The sequence below is a fragment of the Halomonas sp. KO116 genome (genome assembly GCF_000734975.2).
GTDB classification, from domain to species: Bacteria; Pseudomonadota; Gammaproteobacteria; order Pseudomonadales; family Halomonadaceae; genus Vreelandella; species Vreelandella glaciei.
In genome coordinates, this window is the sequence record NZ_CP011052.1 from 3,960,870 (window position 1) to 3,974,729 (window position 13,860).

General features: G+C 53.4%; 20 protein-coding genes and 1 tRNA gene. 10 read left to right on the forward strand and 11 right to left on the reverse strand.

The window, feature by feature from the left end:
* Positions 1-21: 21 nt before the first annotated feature.
* The 6 genes from KO116_RS18055 to KO116_RS18080 form a co-directional block, all read right to left on the reverse strand.
* Positions 22-1,296: a TRAP transporter large permease gene (locus tag KO116_RS18055; RefSeq protein WP_008959741.1), complete on the reverse strand. Its 1,275-nt coding sequence runs from the start codon at positions 1,294-1,296 to the stop codon at positions 22-24.
* Positions 1,293-1,838, reverse strand: coding sequence for a TRAP transporter small permease (locus KO116_RS18060; RefSeq protein ID WP_008959742.1), 546 nt, complete (start codon positions 1,836-1,838; stop codon positions 1,293-1,295). Before KO116_RS18060 ends, KO116_RS18055 begins: the two co-directional genes overlap by 4 nt.
* A 101-nt stretch (positions 1,839-1,939) precedes the next feature.
* Positions 1,940-3,013: a TRAP transporter substrate-binding protein DctP gene (gene dctP / locus KO116_RS18065; RefSeq protein ID WP_035564538.1), complete on the reverse strand. Its 1,074-nt coding sequence runs from the start codon at positions 3,011-3,013 to the stop codon at positions 1,940-1,942.
* A 114-nt stretch (positions 3,014-3,127) separates the two neighbouring features.
* Entirely contained in the window at positions 3,128-4,069 is a 942-nt protein-coding gene (locus KO116_RS18070; RefSeq protein ID WP_008959744.1) for an ornithine cyclodeaminase family protein, read from the reverse strand.
* A 1-nt stretch (position 4,070) separates the two neighbouring features.
* The gene (locus tag KO116_RS18075) at positions 4,071-4,427 is read right to left on the reverse strand and encodes a RidA family protein (protein WP_008959745.1); all 357 of its coding nucleotides are present in this window, start codon (positions 4,425-4,427) and stop codon (positions 4,071-4,073) included.
* A gap of 184 nt (positions 4,428-4,611) precedes the next feature.
* Positions 4,612-5,379 (reverse strand): helix-turn-helix transcriptional regulator, encoded by a 768-nt coding sequence (locus tag KO116_RS18080; protein ID WP_035564540.1) that lies wholly within the window; start codon positions 5,377-5,379, stop codon positions 4,612-4,614.
* Between the two features lie 187 nt (positions 5,380-5,566).
* Between KO116_RS18080 and KO116_RS18085 the strand changes: the two genes are divergently transcribed.
* Positions 5,567-6,937 (forward strand): glycosyltransferase, encoded by a 1,371-nt coding sequence (locus tag KO116_RS18085; RefSeq protein ID WP_082072642.1) that lies wholly within the window; start codon positions 5,567-5,569, stop codon positions 6,935-6,937.
* 106 nt (positions 6,938-7,043) lie between these two features.
* Here KO116_RS18085 and KO116_RS25270 read toward each other — a convergent pair.
* Positions 7,044-7,124, reverse strand: a tRNA-Ser gene (locus KO116_RS25270).
* 153 nt (positions 7,125-7,277) lie between these two features.
* Between KO116_RS25270 and KO116_RS25140 the strand changes: the two genes are divergently transcribed.
* Both KO116_RS25140 and KO116_RS18090 read left to right on the forward strand, forming a co-directional pair.
* Positions 7,278-7,775 carry a hypothetical protein gene (locus KO116_RS25140; RefSeq protein ID WP_139041605.1) on the forward strand — a complete coding sequence of 166 codons (498 nt, stop codon included), beginning with the start codon at positions 7,278-7,280 and terminating at the stop codon, positions 7,773-7,775.
* Between the two features lie 4 nt (positions 7,776-7,779).
* Positions 7,780-8,097, forward strand: coding sequence for a helix-turn-helix domain-containing protein (locus KO116_RS18090; protein WP_008959750.1), 318 nt, complete (start codon positions 7,780-7,782; stop codon positions 8,095-8,097).
* Positions 8,098-8,117: 20 nt separating this feature from the next.
* On the opposite strand, the gene KO116_RS24200 is transcribed toward KO116_RS18090, so the two are convergent.
* Positions 8,118-8,792, reverse strand: a complete 675-nt coding sequence (locus KO116_RS24200) for a DUF2726 domain-containing protein (RefSeq protein WP_008959751.1) — start codon at positions 8,790-8,792, stop codon at positions 8,118-8,120.
* A 224-nt stretch (positions 8,793-9,016) separates the two neighbouring features.
* The gene (locus KO116_RS18100; RefSeq protein WP_008959752.1) at positions 9,017-9,292 is read right to left on the reverse strand and encodes an addiction module antidote protein; all 276 of its coding nucleotides are present in this window, start codon (positions 9,290-9,292) and stop codon (positions 9,017-9,019) included.
* Between the two features lie 465 nt (positions 9,293-9,757).
* On the opposite strand from KO116_RS18100, the gene KO116_RS18105 reads away from it, so the two are divergent.
* From KO116_RS18105 to KO116_RS26345, 3 genes are read left to right on the forward strand one after another with little or no spacing between them, the layout of a single operon-like run.
* Positions 9,758-10,120: a type II toxin-antitoxin system RelE/ParE family toxin gene (locus KO116_RS18105; protein ID WP_035564542.1), complete on the forward strand. Its 363-nt coding sequence runs from the start codon at positions 9,758-9,760 to the stop codon at positions 10,118-10,120.
* Positions 10,120-10,440, forward strand: a complete 321-nt coding sequence (locus tag KO116_RS18110) for a helix-turn-helix domain-containing protein (RefSeq protein ID WP_035564544.1) — start codon at positions 10,120-10,122, stop codon at positions 10,438-10,440. The genes KO116_RS18105 and KO116_RS18110 overlap by 1 nt, the downstream gene beginning before the upstream one ends.
* 38 nt (positions 10,441-10,478) lie before the next feature.
* Complete coding sequence (locus tag KO116_RS26345) at positions 10,479-10,763, forward strand: DUF4124 domain-containing protein (protein WP_442905826.1); 285 nt, start codon at positions 10,479-10,481, stop codon at positions 10,761-10,763.
* 23 nt (positions 10,764-10,786) lie between these two features.
* Here KO116_RS26345 and KO116_RS18115 read toward each other — a convergent pair whose 3' ends face one another.
* Together KO116_RS18115 and KO116_RS18125 are read right to left on the reverse strand one after the other, a co-directional pair.
* Positions 10,787-11,119, reverse strand: a complete 333-nt coding sequence (locus KO116_RS18115) for a hypothetical protein (RefSeq protein WP_035564546.1) — start codon at positions 11,117-11,119, stop codon at positions 10,787-10,789.
* Between the two features lie 210 nt (positions 11,120-11,329).
* Positions 11,330-11,614, reverse strand: coding sequence for a helix-turn-helix transcriptional regulator (locus tag KO116_RS18125; RefSeq protein WP_045812171.1), 285 nt, complete (start codon positions 11,612-11,614; stop codon positions 11,330-11,332).
* Between the two features lie 100 nt (positions 11,615-11,714).
* Between KO116_RS18125 and KO116_RS24800 the strand changes: the two genes are divergently transcribed.
* The 4 genes from KO116_RS24800 (at position 11,715) to KO116_RS18145 (ending at position 13,817) form a co-directional block, all read left to right on the forward strand.
* Positions 11,715-11,924, forward strand: coding sequence for a helix-turn-helix domain-containing protein (locus KO116_RS24800; RefSeq protein WP_035564825.1), 210 nt, complete (start codon positions 11,715-11,717; stop codon positions 11,922-11,924).
* On the forward strand, positions 11,924-12,631 hold the full coding sequence (locus tag KO116_RS18135) for a hypothetical protein (RefSeq protein WP_035564551.1): 708 nt from the start codon (positions 11,924-11,926) through the stop codon (positions 12,629-12,631). Before KO116_RS24800 ends, KO116_RS18135 begins: the two co-directional genes overlap by 1 nt.
* Positions 12,632-13,004: 373 nt before the next feature.
* Complete coding sequence (locus KO116_RS18140) at positions 13,005-13,340, forward strand: hypothetical protein (RefSeq protein ID WP_035564552.1); 336 nt, start codon at positions 13,005-13,007, stop codon at positions 13,338-13,340.
* Positions 13,341-13,559: 219 nt separating this feature from the next.
* Positions 13,560-13,817, forward strand: a complete 258-nt coding sequence (locus KO116_RS18145) for a major coat protein (RefSeq protein WP_045812172.1) — start codon at positions 13,560-13,562, stop codon at positions 13,815-13,817.
* The last annotated feature ends 43 nt before the right edge of the window (positions 13,818-13,860 follow it).

Consider the following 13,860-nt stretch of genomic DNA (forward strand, 5'->3'; position numbering starts at 1 on the left):
GGGTTGCAGTCCTTAGCTAAATTACAGCAGTGACGGAATCCAGGTGGAGAGTGCTGGGAACGCCGCCAGGAGCACTATCACTACTAAAAACGACACGTAAAACGGCAGCGAGGCCACGATCGCCCGTTCGTACGGCACCTCGGCTATTCGCGCGGCAGTCATCAGCGTCATCCCCACTGGCGGTGTCACGTTGGAGATATTGAGCACCACGATCATCAGGATCGCGAAGTGGAGCGGGTCAAAACCCAGCTGGATCATCGCAGGCACCAGCACCGGCGCAATGACCACCAGGGCAGGCAGCACGTCCATCACGGTGCCAATCACCAAGAGTAGCAGACACACCAGCATCAATTGCACAAAGGCCACATCGCTAAAAGTGGTGATCATGCTGGCTGCATCCCTCGCGATGCCCGAGCGGGTAACGAACCAGCCCAGTACCGCCGAGGTTGCCAGCAGAAAAAACACTACCCCGGAGAAGCGCACCGTGGTCACCAGCGAATCCCAAATTTTCCGCCAGGTAAGATTACGGTAGAAGACCACGCCAATCACAATGGCGTAAACCGCTGCAAAGCCCGAGGCTTCGGTAATCGTGGTGAGCCCCGAGAGAATCCCCCCGAGGATAATCAGCGGCACCACCATGGCAGGCAGCGCGACTAACAGCGCGATGATGGCCGCCTTAAAGGGTGTGGGTGCCTGTTTCGGGTAGTTGCGCTTCCAGGCCAGGAAGAAACTGACGCCCAGTAGCGCCAGCGCCATCAACAGGCCAGGAATAATGCCACCGGCAAACAGGTCAATCACCGAAATATCCCGCAGCAGTGTGGCGTACACCACCATCACCACGCTGGGGGGAATAATCGGCCCGATGATGGAAGAACAGGCGGTAACCGCAGCGGCGTATTCGGCATCGTAGCCCTGCTTTTTCATCTCGGGGATCATAATTTTGCCGATGGCCACGGTATCAGTGACCGCCGCGCCGGTGAGACCCGCAAAGAACACCGAGACCGAGATATTCACGTGAGAGAGTGACCCGCGCACCCGGCCGAACAGCGCATTGTTGAACGCGATCAGCTTGTGGGTCAGCCCGCCCTGGTTCATCAGTTCCGCGGTGAAAATAAAGTAGGGAACGGCAATCAGCAGAAAGCCGGAGACGCCGGAGAACATGCGGTCGGCAATAATACCGAGCATGCGCTCGCCGCCCATCGCAAAGCCGCCCGCGAGCCCCGACATGGCCATCACCACCGCTACCGGCGCACCGATAAACAGCAGCACGACAAACGCAATAATGGCAGGAGTCATGAGCGGTGCTCCCCGTCAGTAGTGTCGATGAGTTCGCCAATCACGTCCTGCTCATCGATGAAGTGCTCCAGCAGGGCAAAGCCGTGCACCAAGTGCAGCAGCATAATCACCCCGCTAATGGGAATGACAATGGCGGTGAACTTGCTGGGAATACGGATTTGATCGGAGACCATGTAAACCTGAGTGGCGCTGATAAAGTAGTCCCAGCCATACCAGGTCAGCATCAGTGCAAACAGGCCGATCACCGCCAGGCAGAGCCCGGCCGCCACCTGTACCATCACGCGGGGCAAGCTGCGAACCAGCAGGGTCATGGCGACGTGTTCGCCGTAGCGCAGCGAAATCGTCATGGAAAGAAAGCCGATCCAGGGCAGAAACAGCCGCGCCAGCGAGTAGGTCCAACTCAGCGTGCTACCGGTGATCAGCTTGTAGAGAAAGGCAGTGAACGAGATGCCTAGCATCGCCAGGATACAGCCCACACACACCACGATGGCCACCTGATTGACGAGATCACTCACGCGGCGCAAAGGAGTTAAAACACTCATGGTTTTTCCTCACGCTGGGGCCACACATCGCCCCAGCGTATATCGTTCGCTAACCGTTATTGGCCTGGTTCTTTTTATCCCTAGCCTTATTGGCCCTGCATTTATTGACCATAAATGCGGTAGTCGTCGTCTGCCAACTGCTGGCCGACACGCTCGACTTCATCCAGCAGCCCCTGCACACGGGCTTCGTCCATGCCGAAGTCATCGACGATCCACGCCTGCCAGGCGGGACGAGCAATTGCCGCCATCCGCTCGCGTTCGGCGTCGGGCATTAGGTAGCACTCCTCGAAGCGCTCGCAGGACTCGACCCAACTGGCGGTCGCTAACGCGCCAGACATACCGTGGCTCAGCTGAATCGCCTCCCGCGCAGAACTAATCACGGCCTGCTGATGCTCTTCGGGTAGCGACTGGTACCACGACTCGCTGACGACCCAGGGCGCACTGTTATACACATGCCCTGTGAGCGTGGTGTAGTCGGTCACTGCATCAAAGTTAAAGGTGGTGTTAAGTACCGGCGCATTGAACTGACCATCGGCCAGGCCGGTTTCCAGCGCGGTGATCAGCTCGCCCCAGGGCAGTGGCGTAGCAGAAGCGCCTAGCGAGCGCATAATCGCCACGTGGGCAGGGTTCTCTTCGGTACGGATATTAAGGCCTTCTAAATCTTCAACGGTCTCGATCAAGCGCACGTTATTAGTGAAAGCGACAAAACCACCGCCATCGTCGAAGGTGCCCAAATAGCGCATATCGGCATCTTCGACGGTGCCGGACATAAAGTCGGCGAACCATTCGCTGTCAAAGAAGCTCCACGCCTGGCGCCAGTTGGTAAACAGGAAAGGCGCCGTAACGACTTGGTAGTCTTCGTAGAAGGATGACATCGCCCCGGCGGACATAATGGTCGACTGTAGCGTTCGCCCGCCCTGCACTTCCGAGCCGTTTTCCACTTCAGAGCCCAGCTGGCCGCCACCAAAGATGGTGACCTCTAGATCTCCATCGGTGCGCGCCTCTACCAAATTTTTGAAATGCACCAGCGCCGGATAGATTTCGTTATTACTCATATCCTCGGGCAACTGCGTGGCGATCACCATTTCATAGGATTGCGCTTGAGCATTAGCGCTGGCAATGGCTAGCGGAAGTGCCGCCAAGGCGGCGAAAAGTGCAGATTTTTTAGCGTTCATAACACACCTCGTTTTGATTATTGGTCGGTCTTCGTTATGACTGGCGTGGCCACCTGATCGGTGACGATGTCGTTGTTACTGTTGTTATTATTAAAGCCATGTCTGCTGAAAAAATTATGGCTGTTCGGGGAGTGACTCCCACACTTCAATAGCAGCGGCCAAGTCTTCAAGCGAGGCGCCCACCGATTTGAAGAGCGTGATGGCCTCTGGCCCAGAGCGCCCCGATTTAGCCCCGCTTAGCACCTCGGCAAGCTCCGCTTGGATCTGGTCGAACTGGAATTCGCCCTCTTCAATGGCTTGCAGAACATCGCCCGCTTCGCCTTTGGCACCGGCGTAGGTGTCCACAAACACCTCTGAGCGTCGCAAACACAGAGCATCGGTTTCGCGCATCTGTGGCCGAAACGCGCCGATCAAATCCAGATGGGTACCGGGCGTCAGCCACTCGCCCTTGATCAGCGGCTGGGTAGAGAGCGTCACACAACTGACGATATCCGCTTCAGCCACCGCATCCGCCAACTCTTCCACTACGTGGGTTTCAAAGCGTTCGGCATACTCGTCGGCGATGGCTGCTGCTTTACTGGGATTACGGCCCCAGATCAGCACACGTTTGATAGGGCGCACGCTGGCGTGAGCCTCAATCACCATGGGCGCCAACTTACCGGTGCCCACCACTAGCAGCGTTTCTGCGTTTTCAATCGCCAAGGCTTGGGCGGCCAGCGCGGAGGCCGCCGCCGTACGACGCCGAGTTAACTCGCTGCCATCGATACAGGCCAGCGGCTGGCCATGTTTGCCCTCGCTGAGCAAATAAAGACCAGAGATGGCCGGGATACCGTGGTCGGCGTTTTGCGGAAACACGTTGACCATTTTCACGCCGATATAGCCCGCCGCTTCCCAGGCGGGCATTAGCAGCATGGTGGCTTCGCCATCGGGCCGGTGCATCGCGTGGTGATGGCGGGGAGGTGACTCCACGCCGTTCACGAACGTTGTGTGTAGCCGCTTGATCAAGCCATCCCACGTCAGGTGGCGAGTGACCTCTTCGGCAGTAACAACCCGCATATCAGGCCTCCGGCAGCGCGGCTACCACCATGATCTCAACTTTCCACTCGGGCTTGGCGAGCTGGGCTTCAAGCGCGGCACGCACCGGCGGACGACCGGGCACGACCCAGGCGTCCCAAGCCGCGTTCATTTGATCGAATTCCGCCATGCTGGTGACCCAGATTTGCGCCGATATCAAATGCTCTTTCGAGGTGCCCGCTTGGGCTAGCAGTTGATCGATACGCGCCAGCACTTGCTCGGTTTGGCCGCGCATATCCGCGGTGGCATCAGGTGGAACCTGGCCTGCTAGATAAACGGTGCCGTTGTGAATCGCCACTTGGCTCATACGTGCATTGCTGTCTTGATAGGTAACGCCCATGGTGTTGCTCCTTGAAAGCGGTGCTGCTGATATAAAGGGTGTTGATATAAGGGATTAGTCAAAGACTAAAGCGCTAGCAGGCAAATTACTTGCCCGAAGCTGAGGTAGATTTGCCCGCAAGTCATGCAGGCAGGAAAATTTTATCACTAACGGTTCGGCGAGGGGCTAGCGGCCAGATGGGAACCTAGCGATCTGAAGAAGGGGAAAGCTCGAAATAACGCCGATAGGCGCGGGAAAAACTGCCTTGATCGCGAAAGCCCACCAGCATGGCGATATGCCCTAAGCTGAGCGTGCTATGGCGAACCAAGGTACGGGCATGCTCTAAGCGCCTGCGCTGCACGTAGGCCAGCGGCGTCACGCCGGTCAGCTCACGAAAGCAGCTGTGAAAGTGTCCTGGGCTCAAGGCACATAAAGCAGCTAGCTGCTCGACACGGATCTCATCGGCAAGATGCTGATCCAACCAAGCATCCAGGCGGGCAAGATCGAGGCGTTCGCTGATGCAGTGCTGACCCAATTGCCCGACCTCTGAGGGAGAGGCATCTTGCAGGTACATGGTCAGCGCACGCAGCAGCAGAATCGCGATTTCATTCTGCAGCCCAGGGCACTGTTCAAGCTGATTGGCCAGGGCGTGGGTCAGTTGGTTTAACGCGGGCGGCACGCTGAAAAAGCGCGGTTTATCAAACAGGCGTTCAATCTCGCTGCCCTTTTCAAGCGACGCCAAATGCGCAACGGGAATATCCAACACCAGAGTGCGATTACTGCCATCACCCTGGTACTCGTGATGGCGCGAGGAAGGAATCAGACAGCCACGGCGAGCGGTAACCCGCTCCCCCCGACCTTCCATCGAAAGCTCCGTGACGCCACAAGTGGCCAGAATAAGCTGATGGAAATCGTGGGTATGGGCCACCTGCTCCTGGGCTAAGTTGCGGCTATGCAGCTCAAAAAGGGCCATGGTCGATTACCGTCTTTCGTCGAGTGCTATTGAAGCACTATAAAACGGCTAGGCAACAAAAAGCGAGGGAACCGCCCACTGTGCGCAAACGCTCTGCTCAATGGGCGCAAGCTGGGTGCTGGCTGTCATCCGCCAGTCATGGACTCGGGTTAGCGTGGCAATAAGCTGCCAAAAGAGTCCAAACAACATGCCACAGCGCCGACGCCCCTATCTCAGCTCTCCTCTCAGTGACCCAGAACTCGCGGCCCTAACTCAATTAGCCAACGGTAATGCCCTGCATCTACAACGTGAAGCTGACCGCAAGGCGCGGCTAGCATCGACTTTAACGCTGTTTCACCCAGCAGCGTCAACGACCAACATGCCGCAGAGCGGTATGAAAGTATTGATGATTTCGGATGTTTACTTCCCCCGTGTCAATGGCGTTTCCACCTCCATTGCCAGTTTTCACGGTGCCCTTGAGCGTTTGGGCCACTCGGTCACGCTGATCTGCCCCGACTACCCGGTGGGCCAAGTGGACGAACCGGGCGTGCTGCGTATTCCTACCCGCCGCGTGCCCGGCGATCCTGAAGACCGCATGATGCGCTACCGTGATCTGCTAGCCCTGGCACCTTCGCTGGCAGGTGAAGCCTTTGATCTCATTCATGTCCATACACCGTTTACCGCCCACTATGCCGGTGTAGCGCTTGGGCGTCGACTCGGGCTTCCGGTGATAGCGACCTACCACACCCTCTTTGAGGAGTATGTTCACCACTATATCCGCTGGCTTCCACGACGCTGGCTACGACTTGCCGCGCGTCGGCTTTCAGTGCACCAGTGCCAGCAGCTCGACGCCTTGGTCGCTCCTTCACGGGCCATGCAGGAAACCCTTACCCGCTACGGAGTGACCACGCCCTCTACGGTCATTCCCACCGGTTTGTCGCTGGAGTCGTTCTGCCACCCCCAGGGGGCCCAGGATGATAGCGACTTTCGTGCTCATTACGATCTGCCTACAGATGCGCGCCTGCTGCTCTATGTCGGCCGCGCCGCCTTTGAGAAGAACATCGATTTTCTGATCGATATGCTGCCCAAGGTATTAGCCGAACACCCCACCGCCCGGCTAATCATTACCGGCGAAGGCCCGGCCCATGACTCGCTTGTCCGGCGCGCCCAGGAAGTTGGCGTGGCAGAATCGGTGCTGTTCCTTGGCTATCTCGACCGCCACGGCCCGCTGCAAGCCGCCTACCGCGCCGCCGACGTTTTTGTATTTGCATCCCGCACGGAAACCCAGGGGCTGGTACTGCTGGAAGCGATGGCCCTGGGCACACCAGTGGTTTCCACCGCTATGATGGGCACGCTGGATGTATTGAAAGAGGGAGAAGGCTGTCTGATCGCCAAGGATAACCATGACGACTTCGCCGCAAAAGTTAACCGCCTGCTAAGCGATAACGCCCTCTGCCAACAGCTTGCCAAACGAGCTCAAGCTTACGCTGCTAGTTGGCACGAGGATGCGAAGAGCGCAGAGCTTGTTAGTCTTTATCGCCAGATTGCGGCTGAGAGTTTGGCTCGTGGGAGCAAGTAAAAGCCAGAACCTACGTGGACACTTTGTGGACACATGCAGGCATTTAGGAGAGAGAAAACATAAAAGACGGGCACAAAAAAAGGCACCTAAGTGCTTTTTTTAAAGATGGTGCCGGTAGCCAGACTCGAACTGGCACACCCGTAAAGGCGGCGGATTTTGAAGCCTTAGCGCACCGGCTCACACTGGCACACTGGCACACTGGATTGATTTTAAAGGTTTTTAACCTCGTAAAATGCTCGTTTTGGCTCGCTAGAGCAAAGTTTTGTTGTCTCAATGTGGACACTTTAGGGCAATATTTTGTTAGGATTAGAAGACTATTTTAAGTTAGGCGTTTAGAGCGATGAAAAAAGCCGCTTTGCTTGCTCTCCTGGTGCTCTCCCCGCTCACTGCCAGCGCTGATGTCCACAAGTGCATCATTAGTGGCCATACCACCTTTCAAGATTTTCCATGCTCGCAAGGTGCTGCACCACGTTCTAATACCGGCACGTTATCAACCCTGCCGATCCCTGCCCCGGCTACCCGCCCTATTGCTTCGCGTGTTTATCAGCCTGCGCAGCAATTCCAACGCCCTAGCTACAACAGCCGCAATAACACCTATCAATCGAGCACTGAACGTCGAAACGCTGAGGTGAGTGCAGCAGCAAGGGGGATCGTGCTTCCTGGTATGACTGAAAGCCAGGCCATTCGTATTCTCGGTCAGCCTTCGAGGAGATCCACACGCACTTTTGGTGGCAACCTATGCCGTTATCTCTATTGGGATGGAAGTCGCCCTTTTCAGGACGGTCATCATTCGGTGAGGATCTGCAATGGTGAGGTGTCGAGTTATTCAGGGAATTAACTATATGATCAATGAAGAAAGCACCGGCAACGTCTACGACGATATCCACAGCAATGATGCCGATGAAATGCTGATCAAAGCACAGCTTGCTACCAAGATCGGTGAGGTCATCAAGCAGCGCCGTTTAACGCATGTCAAAGTTTCCGAGTTGACTGGCCTGTCTCAGCCTAAAGTGTCTGCCCTTCTTAAAGGCCAGTTTCGGGGCATCAGCGAATTCAAGATGCTTGAGTCTCTCGCTCGCCTGGGTCGTGATGTACGCATTGTGGTGGGGCCAGCTCGCCCACGCTCTAAACCTGGGCATGTACAGCTTGAGGTATCTTAAACAGCCATTATCTTTTCATATCAAGAGATAACCTCTACTCTCTTACTTTCATGATTTAACTTCATTCTCTTTAAAACAACACCAGCATCTTTACATACTGCATTTAAAATACGGTCTCTTTTCACTCTATCGGCTCTCTCATGGCTTGCGTCATCAAGCTCAAGCGCACAAAATATACTAAAACTACTTTTATCACACATGACATAATCAAAGTGCCATTGTGATATTTGCCAAAAGAGAGACTTATACTCTTTTGTCCACGTCTGATATTTAGTGATATTTGGCTGAACTATATCCACAACCCTTACTTGGCAAAAGATGTAATACTTATCCCCATAGGCTTTTTCTAGAATTTTATACACGCCTTGTTCTGATGCGCTCATCATTTTTGCTTTAGCTACGTATGCACCGCCATCCATTATTAATTTTTCAGAATAATTTTTATCCTTTTTCTCATAACTCTCTTTAAGTTTTTCAATTCGTTTATCTTCCACTTCCTCTTTTACGTCCCTTACAACGCCATCACGCCTATAATTCATTGCGTTTACGTATTGTTTACGCGCTTTATTTTTTCTCTTTTTAGCTACTATTCTTTTGCTTAACAAGCCTTGCAATATTGCTGTACATAACGCGACTATAATTACAAAAACAACAGTTTTAATAAAAAAATCTTCAACGCCTATAAGTGGATTCATTCCATCATTCCCTTCTTTTATTTATTAAGTCGTCGTTTTAAATACTAATCATCCACAACGCTTTATTTCCTTCTGTTCTTATCCACAATGCCTTCCCCCTGAATACCATCTATCCACAATCCGTTGTCCTAGCTAGTACCCGTCCCTGTTTGTTTAATTTCGCGGCGCTTCCTCTCTATCTCATGGCTTCTAAGTGGTTCGCTCACGAAGCCTGCCGGGTTAAGTCATAAGCCAGTGGCTTTGATGACGGCAGTCATAGTACGCAAGGTAGGGTTACCCTTAGGCGATAATGCACGATAAAGGCTTTCTCTTGATAGCTTGGCACGTTCAGCAACGACTGCCATTCCACCTTGGGCCTTCACCACATGGCGGAGCGCCATAAGAAGGGTCGTTTCGCCGCCTTCCTCATCCAACTCATCAAAAGCGGTGCGTAAATAATCGATAGCCATATCAGGGTCTTCTCGAAGCATTGTAATCACAGCATCATCATGGCTTTTCATTTTTTCACCCTCACGATGCGAGAATGGGCTAAAGCATTAGCCAGCCTGCCTCGCATAAATACATCTAAGCAAAAATAGTAGCCTAGAAGCTACAGTGCTGCAGCTAGAACTAAGCATAGCTAGTCAACGCTATGCAGTAAGCCTCGAAAACCGAGGTGGACAAAAAGTGGACAGTTTCAGACATTCAGGAGAGGAAAACTCAAATGACAGGCACAAAAAAAGGCGCCTAAGCGCCTGATTTTTAATGTTTGGTGCCGGTAGCCAGACTCGAACTGGCACACCCGTAAAGGCGGCGGATTTTGAAGCCTTAGCGCACCGACTCACACTAGCACACTGCATTGAATTTAAAGCTTTTTCACCTTAAAAATTGCTCGTTTTGGCTCGTTTCAGCTCAAAAATGTTGTCACAATGTGGACACTTCACGTTCATTTGCCATTATTACCAAATAGGTATATATTTTTTCCCATGGATAGCAAATCACCAAAACCTTTGCGATGGGTAGCTAGCTCAAAAAAAGATCTCCAAGCCATGCCCGAGGATGTGAAAGATGTTTTCGGCTTCGCGCTTCACCTAGCTCAATCCGGTTCAAAACACACTCAAACTAAGCCACTCAAAGGCTTTCGCTCGGCTGGTGTTCTTGAGGTAGTGGAAGATTACCAGGGTGATACCTACCGCGCGGTTTACACGGTTCGCATCCAGGAAGCGGTATATGTACTTCACTGCTTTCAAAAAAAGTCATCCACGGGGATCTCCACACCCAAACCCGATATAGACAAAATTCGTGACCGATTGAAAGCGGCAGAACAACACGCCAAAGGAGAAACCTAATGATCATTGAAGAAAGCACCGGCAACGTCTACGACGATATCCACAGCAATGATGCCGATGAAATGCTTATCAAAGCACAGCTTGCCGCCAAGATCGGCGACGTGATCAAACGCCGCCGTCTTACCCAGGTTAAAGTAGCTGAATTGACCGGCTTGCCACAGCCCAAAGTTTCAGCAATGCTAAAAGGCCAGTTTCGGGGCATTAGTGAATCCAAAATGCTGGAATGCCTCGCCAAACTTGGCCGAGATGTACGCATTGTGGTGGGTCCGGCTCGCCCACGCTCAACACCAGGGCATGTTGCGCTAGAAATTAATGGTTAAAGGAGAGAAAGATGGTTAGGCAAATAACAACTTTCATAATGTTTAGCTGCTTATCATCGTTTGCACATGCTGAATTATATAAATGTGTTGCAAACGGTCATACCACCTTTCAGGATTTCCCCTGTGCAAGTGGTGAGTCAAGTAAGGTTGATACCGATAACCTTACTGTTATCCCTCCACCCCCTGTGCGTCCACCCTCACAATCATCCCAACCAATAACGCCCCAACCTCGTCGTTATTTTTACTTTCCGCACAGAAGCGTCTATCAAACCACTCTCGAACGTCGTAATGCCAGAGTCAGGATGCGTGCTCGCCTCCCTTGATACGGGGAGGTTTTATATGCTAGTTATCTGTAATGGTGAGGTGTCGAGTTACTCGCGTTATTAATTTCCAACTTATTCAGCTCTTCATTAAAGCCAAGTTCTAGCTTTAGCCGTTTAACCTCTAACCTTTCACGCTCTGATTTAACAATAGCGTGCTGCTTTTGAGTTTTCTTAAGTCTTACACTTTCATCCACAAGGCGTTTATAATTAACAACATATACACAACAGCACCATGTAAAAATTCCAAGTGCTATCAGCAAAACTATATCAATAAAGATTGAGTAATAGATTGCTTGTTGCATTCCCGCATCAAACTCACGCAACGCATTATTTAGCATTCTGTCCAAACTTTCCATTATCTGTTCCCCTTACGCTTTCTCTTTTTCCATTTTTTTAATAGCTTACTTTCAATCCAGATATAAAAAATGGCCATCCCACCAAACAGGATCGCCATTTTCATCATCTGTTGAAATGCTTCTCTCGCTTCATCCACAACGTTTAATCCCCTTACTGCCCTTATCCACAATGCCTTCCCCCTGGATACCATCTATCCACAACTCGTTTGGCTAGTTGGTATCCGTCCCTGTCTGCTTCAACTCGCGGCGCGCCTTTTCTATCTCCGGGTTTATTTGCCCTTTTTCTTCGTCTACCTGGTTATCTACCAACCACATTCTGTATTTCGGAAATACTGCTGTGATTTGTCTCACTGTTTTTAGTGAGCACGTCATCCTTCCTGTCTCTGTGCTGATCAGGGTCTGTTTCTTAATTCCTGTCACTTCCGAGAACTCTTGCCGTCCCATTCCTTCTGCTTCTCGAATTTCTCGGATTTTTTCACCATCAGTCTTTGACACTATGTTAAGATCCTACTATATTGGAATCATGATACAGCGTGCTCTAGTGAGCATTGATCATTTAAAGATACCACAACATGCCACAGCGAGCAGGTACAGCATGGAAACGAGCAACACGCCCCACGTCCCCGCACCCCAGGTGCCCGTCATGACGATAGAGCGTTTCTCCGAGCTTTCTGGCCTATCCCCCGACACTGTTCGGGGTCAGCTTAACCAGGGGAACCTCCCAGTGATCAAAGTGGGGCGTCGTCGCCTTATTAACGTCGCGCTCTTCACCGCTGAGTGCCTTCAATCGGAGGACTGGAACTAATGACCGCTATCGCCCCCCAAGCTCCCTTATACAGCCTTACAGCGTTCACCACGCATACCCTGGACGTTGTAGGCACCTTTTACGCCGCTTCTCTGCTTTGCGATGGCTGCTTTTATCGCGGCATTAATGAATACGGCTCTGTTTCCCTCCACGTTTCCGCTAACGGTGTCGTTAAGCTATTCGTGCCCACTGACCACCTGCTTACTCTCGACCTCTCAGACGTCGCCCAAAACGATTTAATGGCCTTGATTGACAGCGAAGGCAAACGCTACCGCATTCGTTTTCCCAGTTACCGCGCTGCCCTGGCTTTCCTGGCACTGAACTACGGCGTTACCAACGCCCCAGACGACCCCAGCACCCCCGACCGCGCCTCTAGATCTACCGACGCCTCCCCTTGTTCATCGGTGATTGTGGTACCGGCGCATCTATCCACACCCCCACGGCTAACGCGTCGCCCTTTATCCACAACGGCCTTTAGCCCTTTCGGAGTTATGCACATGAGTAAAAAACAGCCCATCCGCGTCTTTCTCGATCCGGAAACCCACAGCCGCCACCTCATCCAGGCGGGCACCAACGGCCTCACCTCCTCAGCCTTGTCAGAACGGCTGATTGAGTACGGCCTGGCGCAACTGGAAAGCGGCGACAAAGCACCGCTGGAAGCCCTTGCCCGTGCCGCCTCCCCCGCTCCCCACGGCTCAGAGGCCTAATTCTATGTCCCCTGCCCGTCATCCGTCGCCCTTCGGTCGCACGGCGTCCCTAGCCCGCGTCGGGGGTGGTGTCAACCCTGAGGCACGAAGGGTTTACTCCACCCCCGAGGTGGGCTGCCGTGCAGAAAGACCGAAGGGCCACGGAGGGCGGGCTGGGACCCCCTGCCTCGATTCCCGAGCTCTGAGGGAGCGGGGCCAGCGGTGCCTCCACGGCAGGGACTATGCACGCGCTGCTACCTACTACGCCCAGGCGGAATACCTGGTGCTAGTACAAAGCGGCATCACACCTGAAACCACTGAGCTAGCCATTCTCGCGGACTACTGCCTAACGCAAGCCGCCAGAACCCAACGCTAACGAAAAGGAAACACCACCATGATCAACACCATTCAAGCCCACGTTATCGGCGCCTCTCGCTACAAGATGGATAACGGCGTCCAAGGCGCCAAAATTTCCATCATGCAAGCCGCCTCAGCCGAGAACGAAAACGCCATCGGCAACCAGGTCAGCATCATGACGGCGCCCTATGACATTTTCGACCAGCTCCACGCCACCGCCCCGCACATGCCCTGTGCCATGGAACTGGATATCGAACTCCGCACCTCCTCCGCCGCCGCCGGTGGCAAAACCGTGCTTCATGTCATCGCCGCCCGCAAACCCAACGCCACCGGTAGCCAGCCACAGCCGGCGACCCACAGCGACAAAAAATAGGATTCTGAGCCATGGACACAAGTACACCTGAAGGTCTGTGGCTCCTGGTTTATTGCGTCGGCCTCGTCCTCGCGTTCGGGATCGGCTCAATAAATGGGGGGCAACGATGAACGATCCCAGCGTCACGTTTGTTGTTGGTTCCCTATTCACGTCCTACGCCCTCGGTTGGGCTTTCGGACACTCAATCTTGATCTTCAAACGCTTTATGGAGTCTGTCTAATGACCAAGCAAACCCTCATCCACACCGTCGCTGCCACCTTCAACGGCGCCAAAGCCAAGATCGCAGGCGGTGCTGCTCTACTCATGGGCTCGGCAGTCGCTCACGCACAGGAAGCCACCGGTGCCGCTGCCGCCTTCTCAGAACTTGAATCACAGGCCGCTGAAATGGCGGGCTACGCATGGCCGGTTGTGGTCGGCGTGGTCGGCTCACTGCTCGCCATCGGCGTGTTCAAGAAATTTGCTAACAAGGCCACTTAATCCCGTCAAGCAAGGGACCACCAAGGGGCGGAAACGCCCCTTT

Bases quoted from the DNA above. Each gene is read 5' to 3' on its own strand.
- KO116_RS18055 (WP_008959741.1), bottom strand. From the start codon at position 1,296: ATGACTCCTGCCATTATTGCGTTTGTCGTGCTGCTGTTTATCGGTGCG.
- KO116_RS18060 (WP_008959742.1), bottom strand. From the start codon at position 1,838: ATGAGTGTTTTAACTCCTTTGCGCCGCGTGAGTGATCTCGTCAATCAG.
- dctP (WP_035564538.1), bottom strand. From the start codon at position 3,013: ATGAACGCTAAAAAATCTGCACTTTTCGCCGCCTTGGCGGCACTTCCG.
- KO116_RS18070 (WP_008959744.1), bottom strand. From the start codon at position 4,069: ATGCGGGTTGTTACTGCCGAAGAGGTCACTCGCCACCTGACGTGGGAT.
- KO116_RS18075 (WP_008959745.1), bottom strand. From the start codon at position 4,427: ATGGGCGTTACCTATCAAGACAGCAATGCACGTATGAGCCAAGTGGCG.
- KO116_RS18080 (WP_035564540.1), bottom strand. From the start codon at position 5,379: ATGGCCCTTTTTGAGCTGCATAGCCGCAACTTAGCCCAGGAGCAGGTG.
- KO116_RS18085 (WP_082072642.1), top strand. From the start codon at position 5,567: ATGCCACAGCGCCGACGCCCCTATCTCAGCTCTCCTCTCAGTGACCCA.
- KO116_RS25140 (WP_139041605.1), top strand. From the start codon at position 7,278: ATGAAAAAAGCCGCTTTGCTTGCTCTCCTGGTGCTCTCCCCGCTCACT.
- KO116_RS18090 (WP_008959750.1), top strand. From the start codon at position 7,780: ATGATCAATGAAGAAAGCACCGGCAACGTCTACGACGATATCCACAGC.
- KO116_RS24200 (WP_008959751.1), bottom strand. From the start codon at position 8,792: ATGAATCCACTTATAGGCGTTGAAGATTTTTTTATTAAAACTGTTGTT.
- KO116_RS18100 (WP_008959752.1), bottom strand. From the start codon at position 9,292: ATGAAAAGCCATGATGATGCTGTGATTACAATGCTTCGAGAAGACCCT.
- KO116_RS18105 (WP_035564542.1), top strand. From the start codon at position 9,758: ATGGATAGCAAATCACCAAAACCTTTGCGATGGGTAGCTAGCTCAAAA.
- KO116_RS18110 (WP_035564544.1), top strand. From the start codon at position 10,120: ATGATCATTGAAGAAAGCACCGGCAACGTCTACGACGATATCCACAGC.
- KO116_RS26345 (WP_442905826.1), top strand. From the start codon at position 10,479: ATGTTTAGCTGCTTATCATCGTTTGCACATGCTGAATTATATAAATGT.
- KO116_RS18115 (WP_035564546.1), bottom strand. From the start codon at position 11,119: ATGGAAAGTTTGGACAGAATGCTAAATAATGCGTTGCGTGAGTTTGAT.
- KO116_RS24800 (WP_035564825.1), top strand. From the start codon at position 11,715: ATGGAAACGAGCAACACGCCCCACGTCCCCGCACCCCAGGTGCCCGTC.
- KO116_RS18135 (WP_035564551.1), top strand. From the start codon at position 11,924: ATGACCGCTATCGCCCCCCAAGCTCCCTTATACAGCCTTACAGCGTTC.
- KO116_RS18140 (WP_035564552.1), top strand. From the start codon at position 13,005: ATGATCAACACCATTCAAGCCCACGTTATCGGCGCCTCTCGCTACAAG.
- KO116_RS18145 (WP_045812172.1), top strand. From the start codon at position 13,560: ATGACCAAGCAAACCCTCATCCACACCGTCGCTGCCACCTTCAACGGC.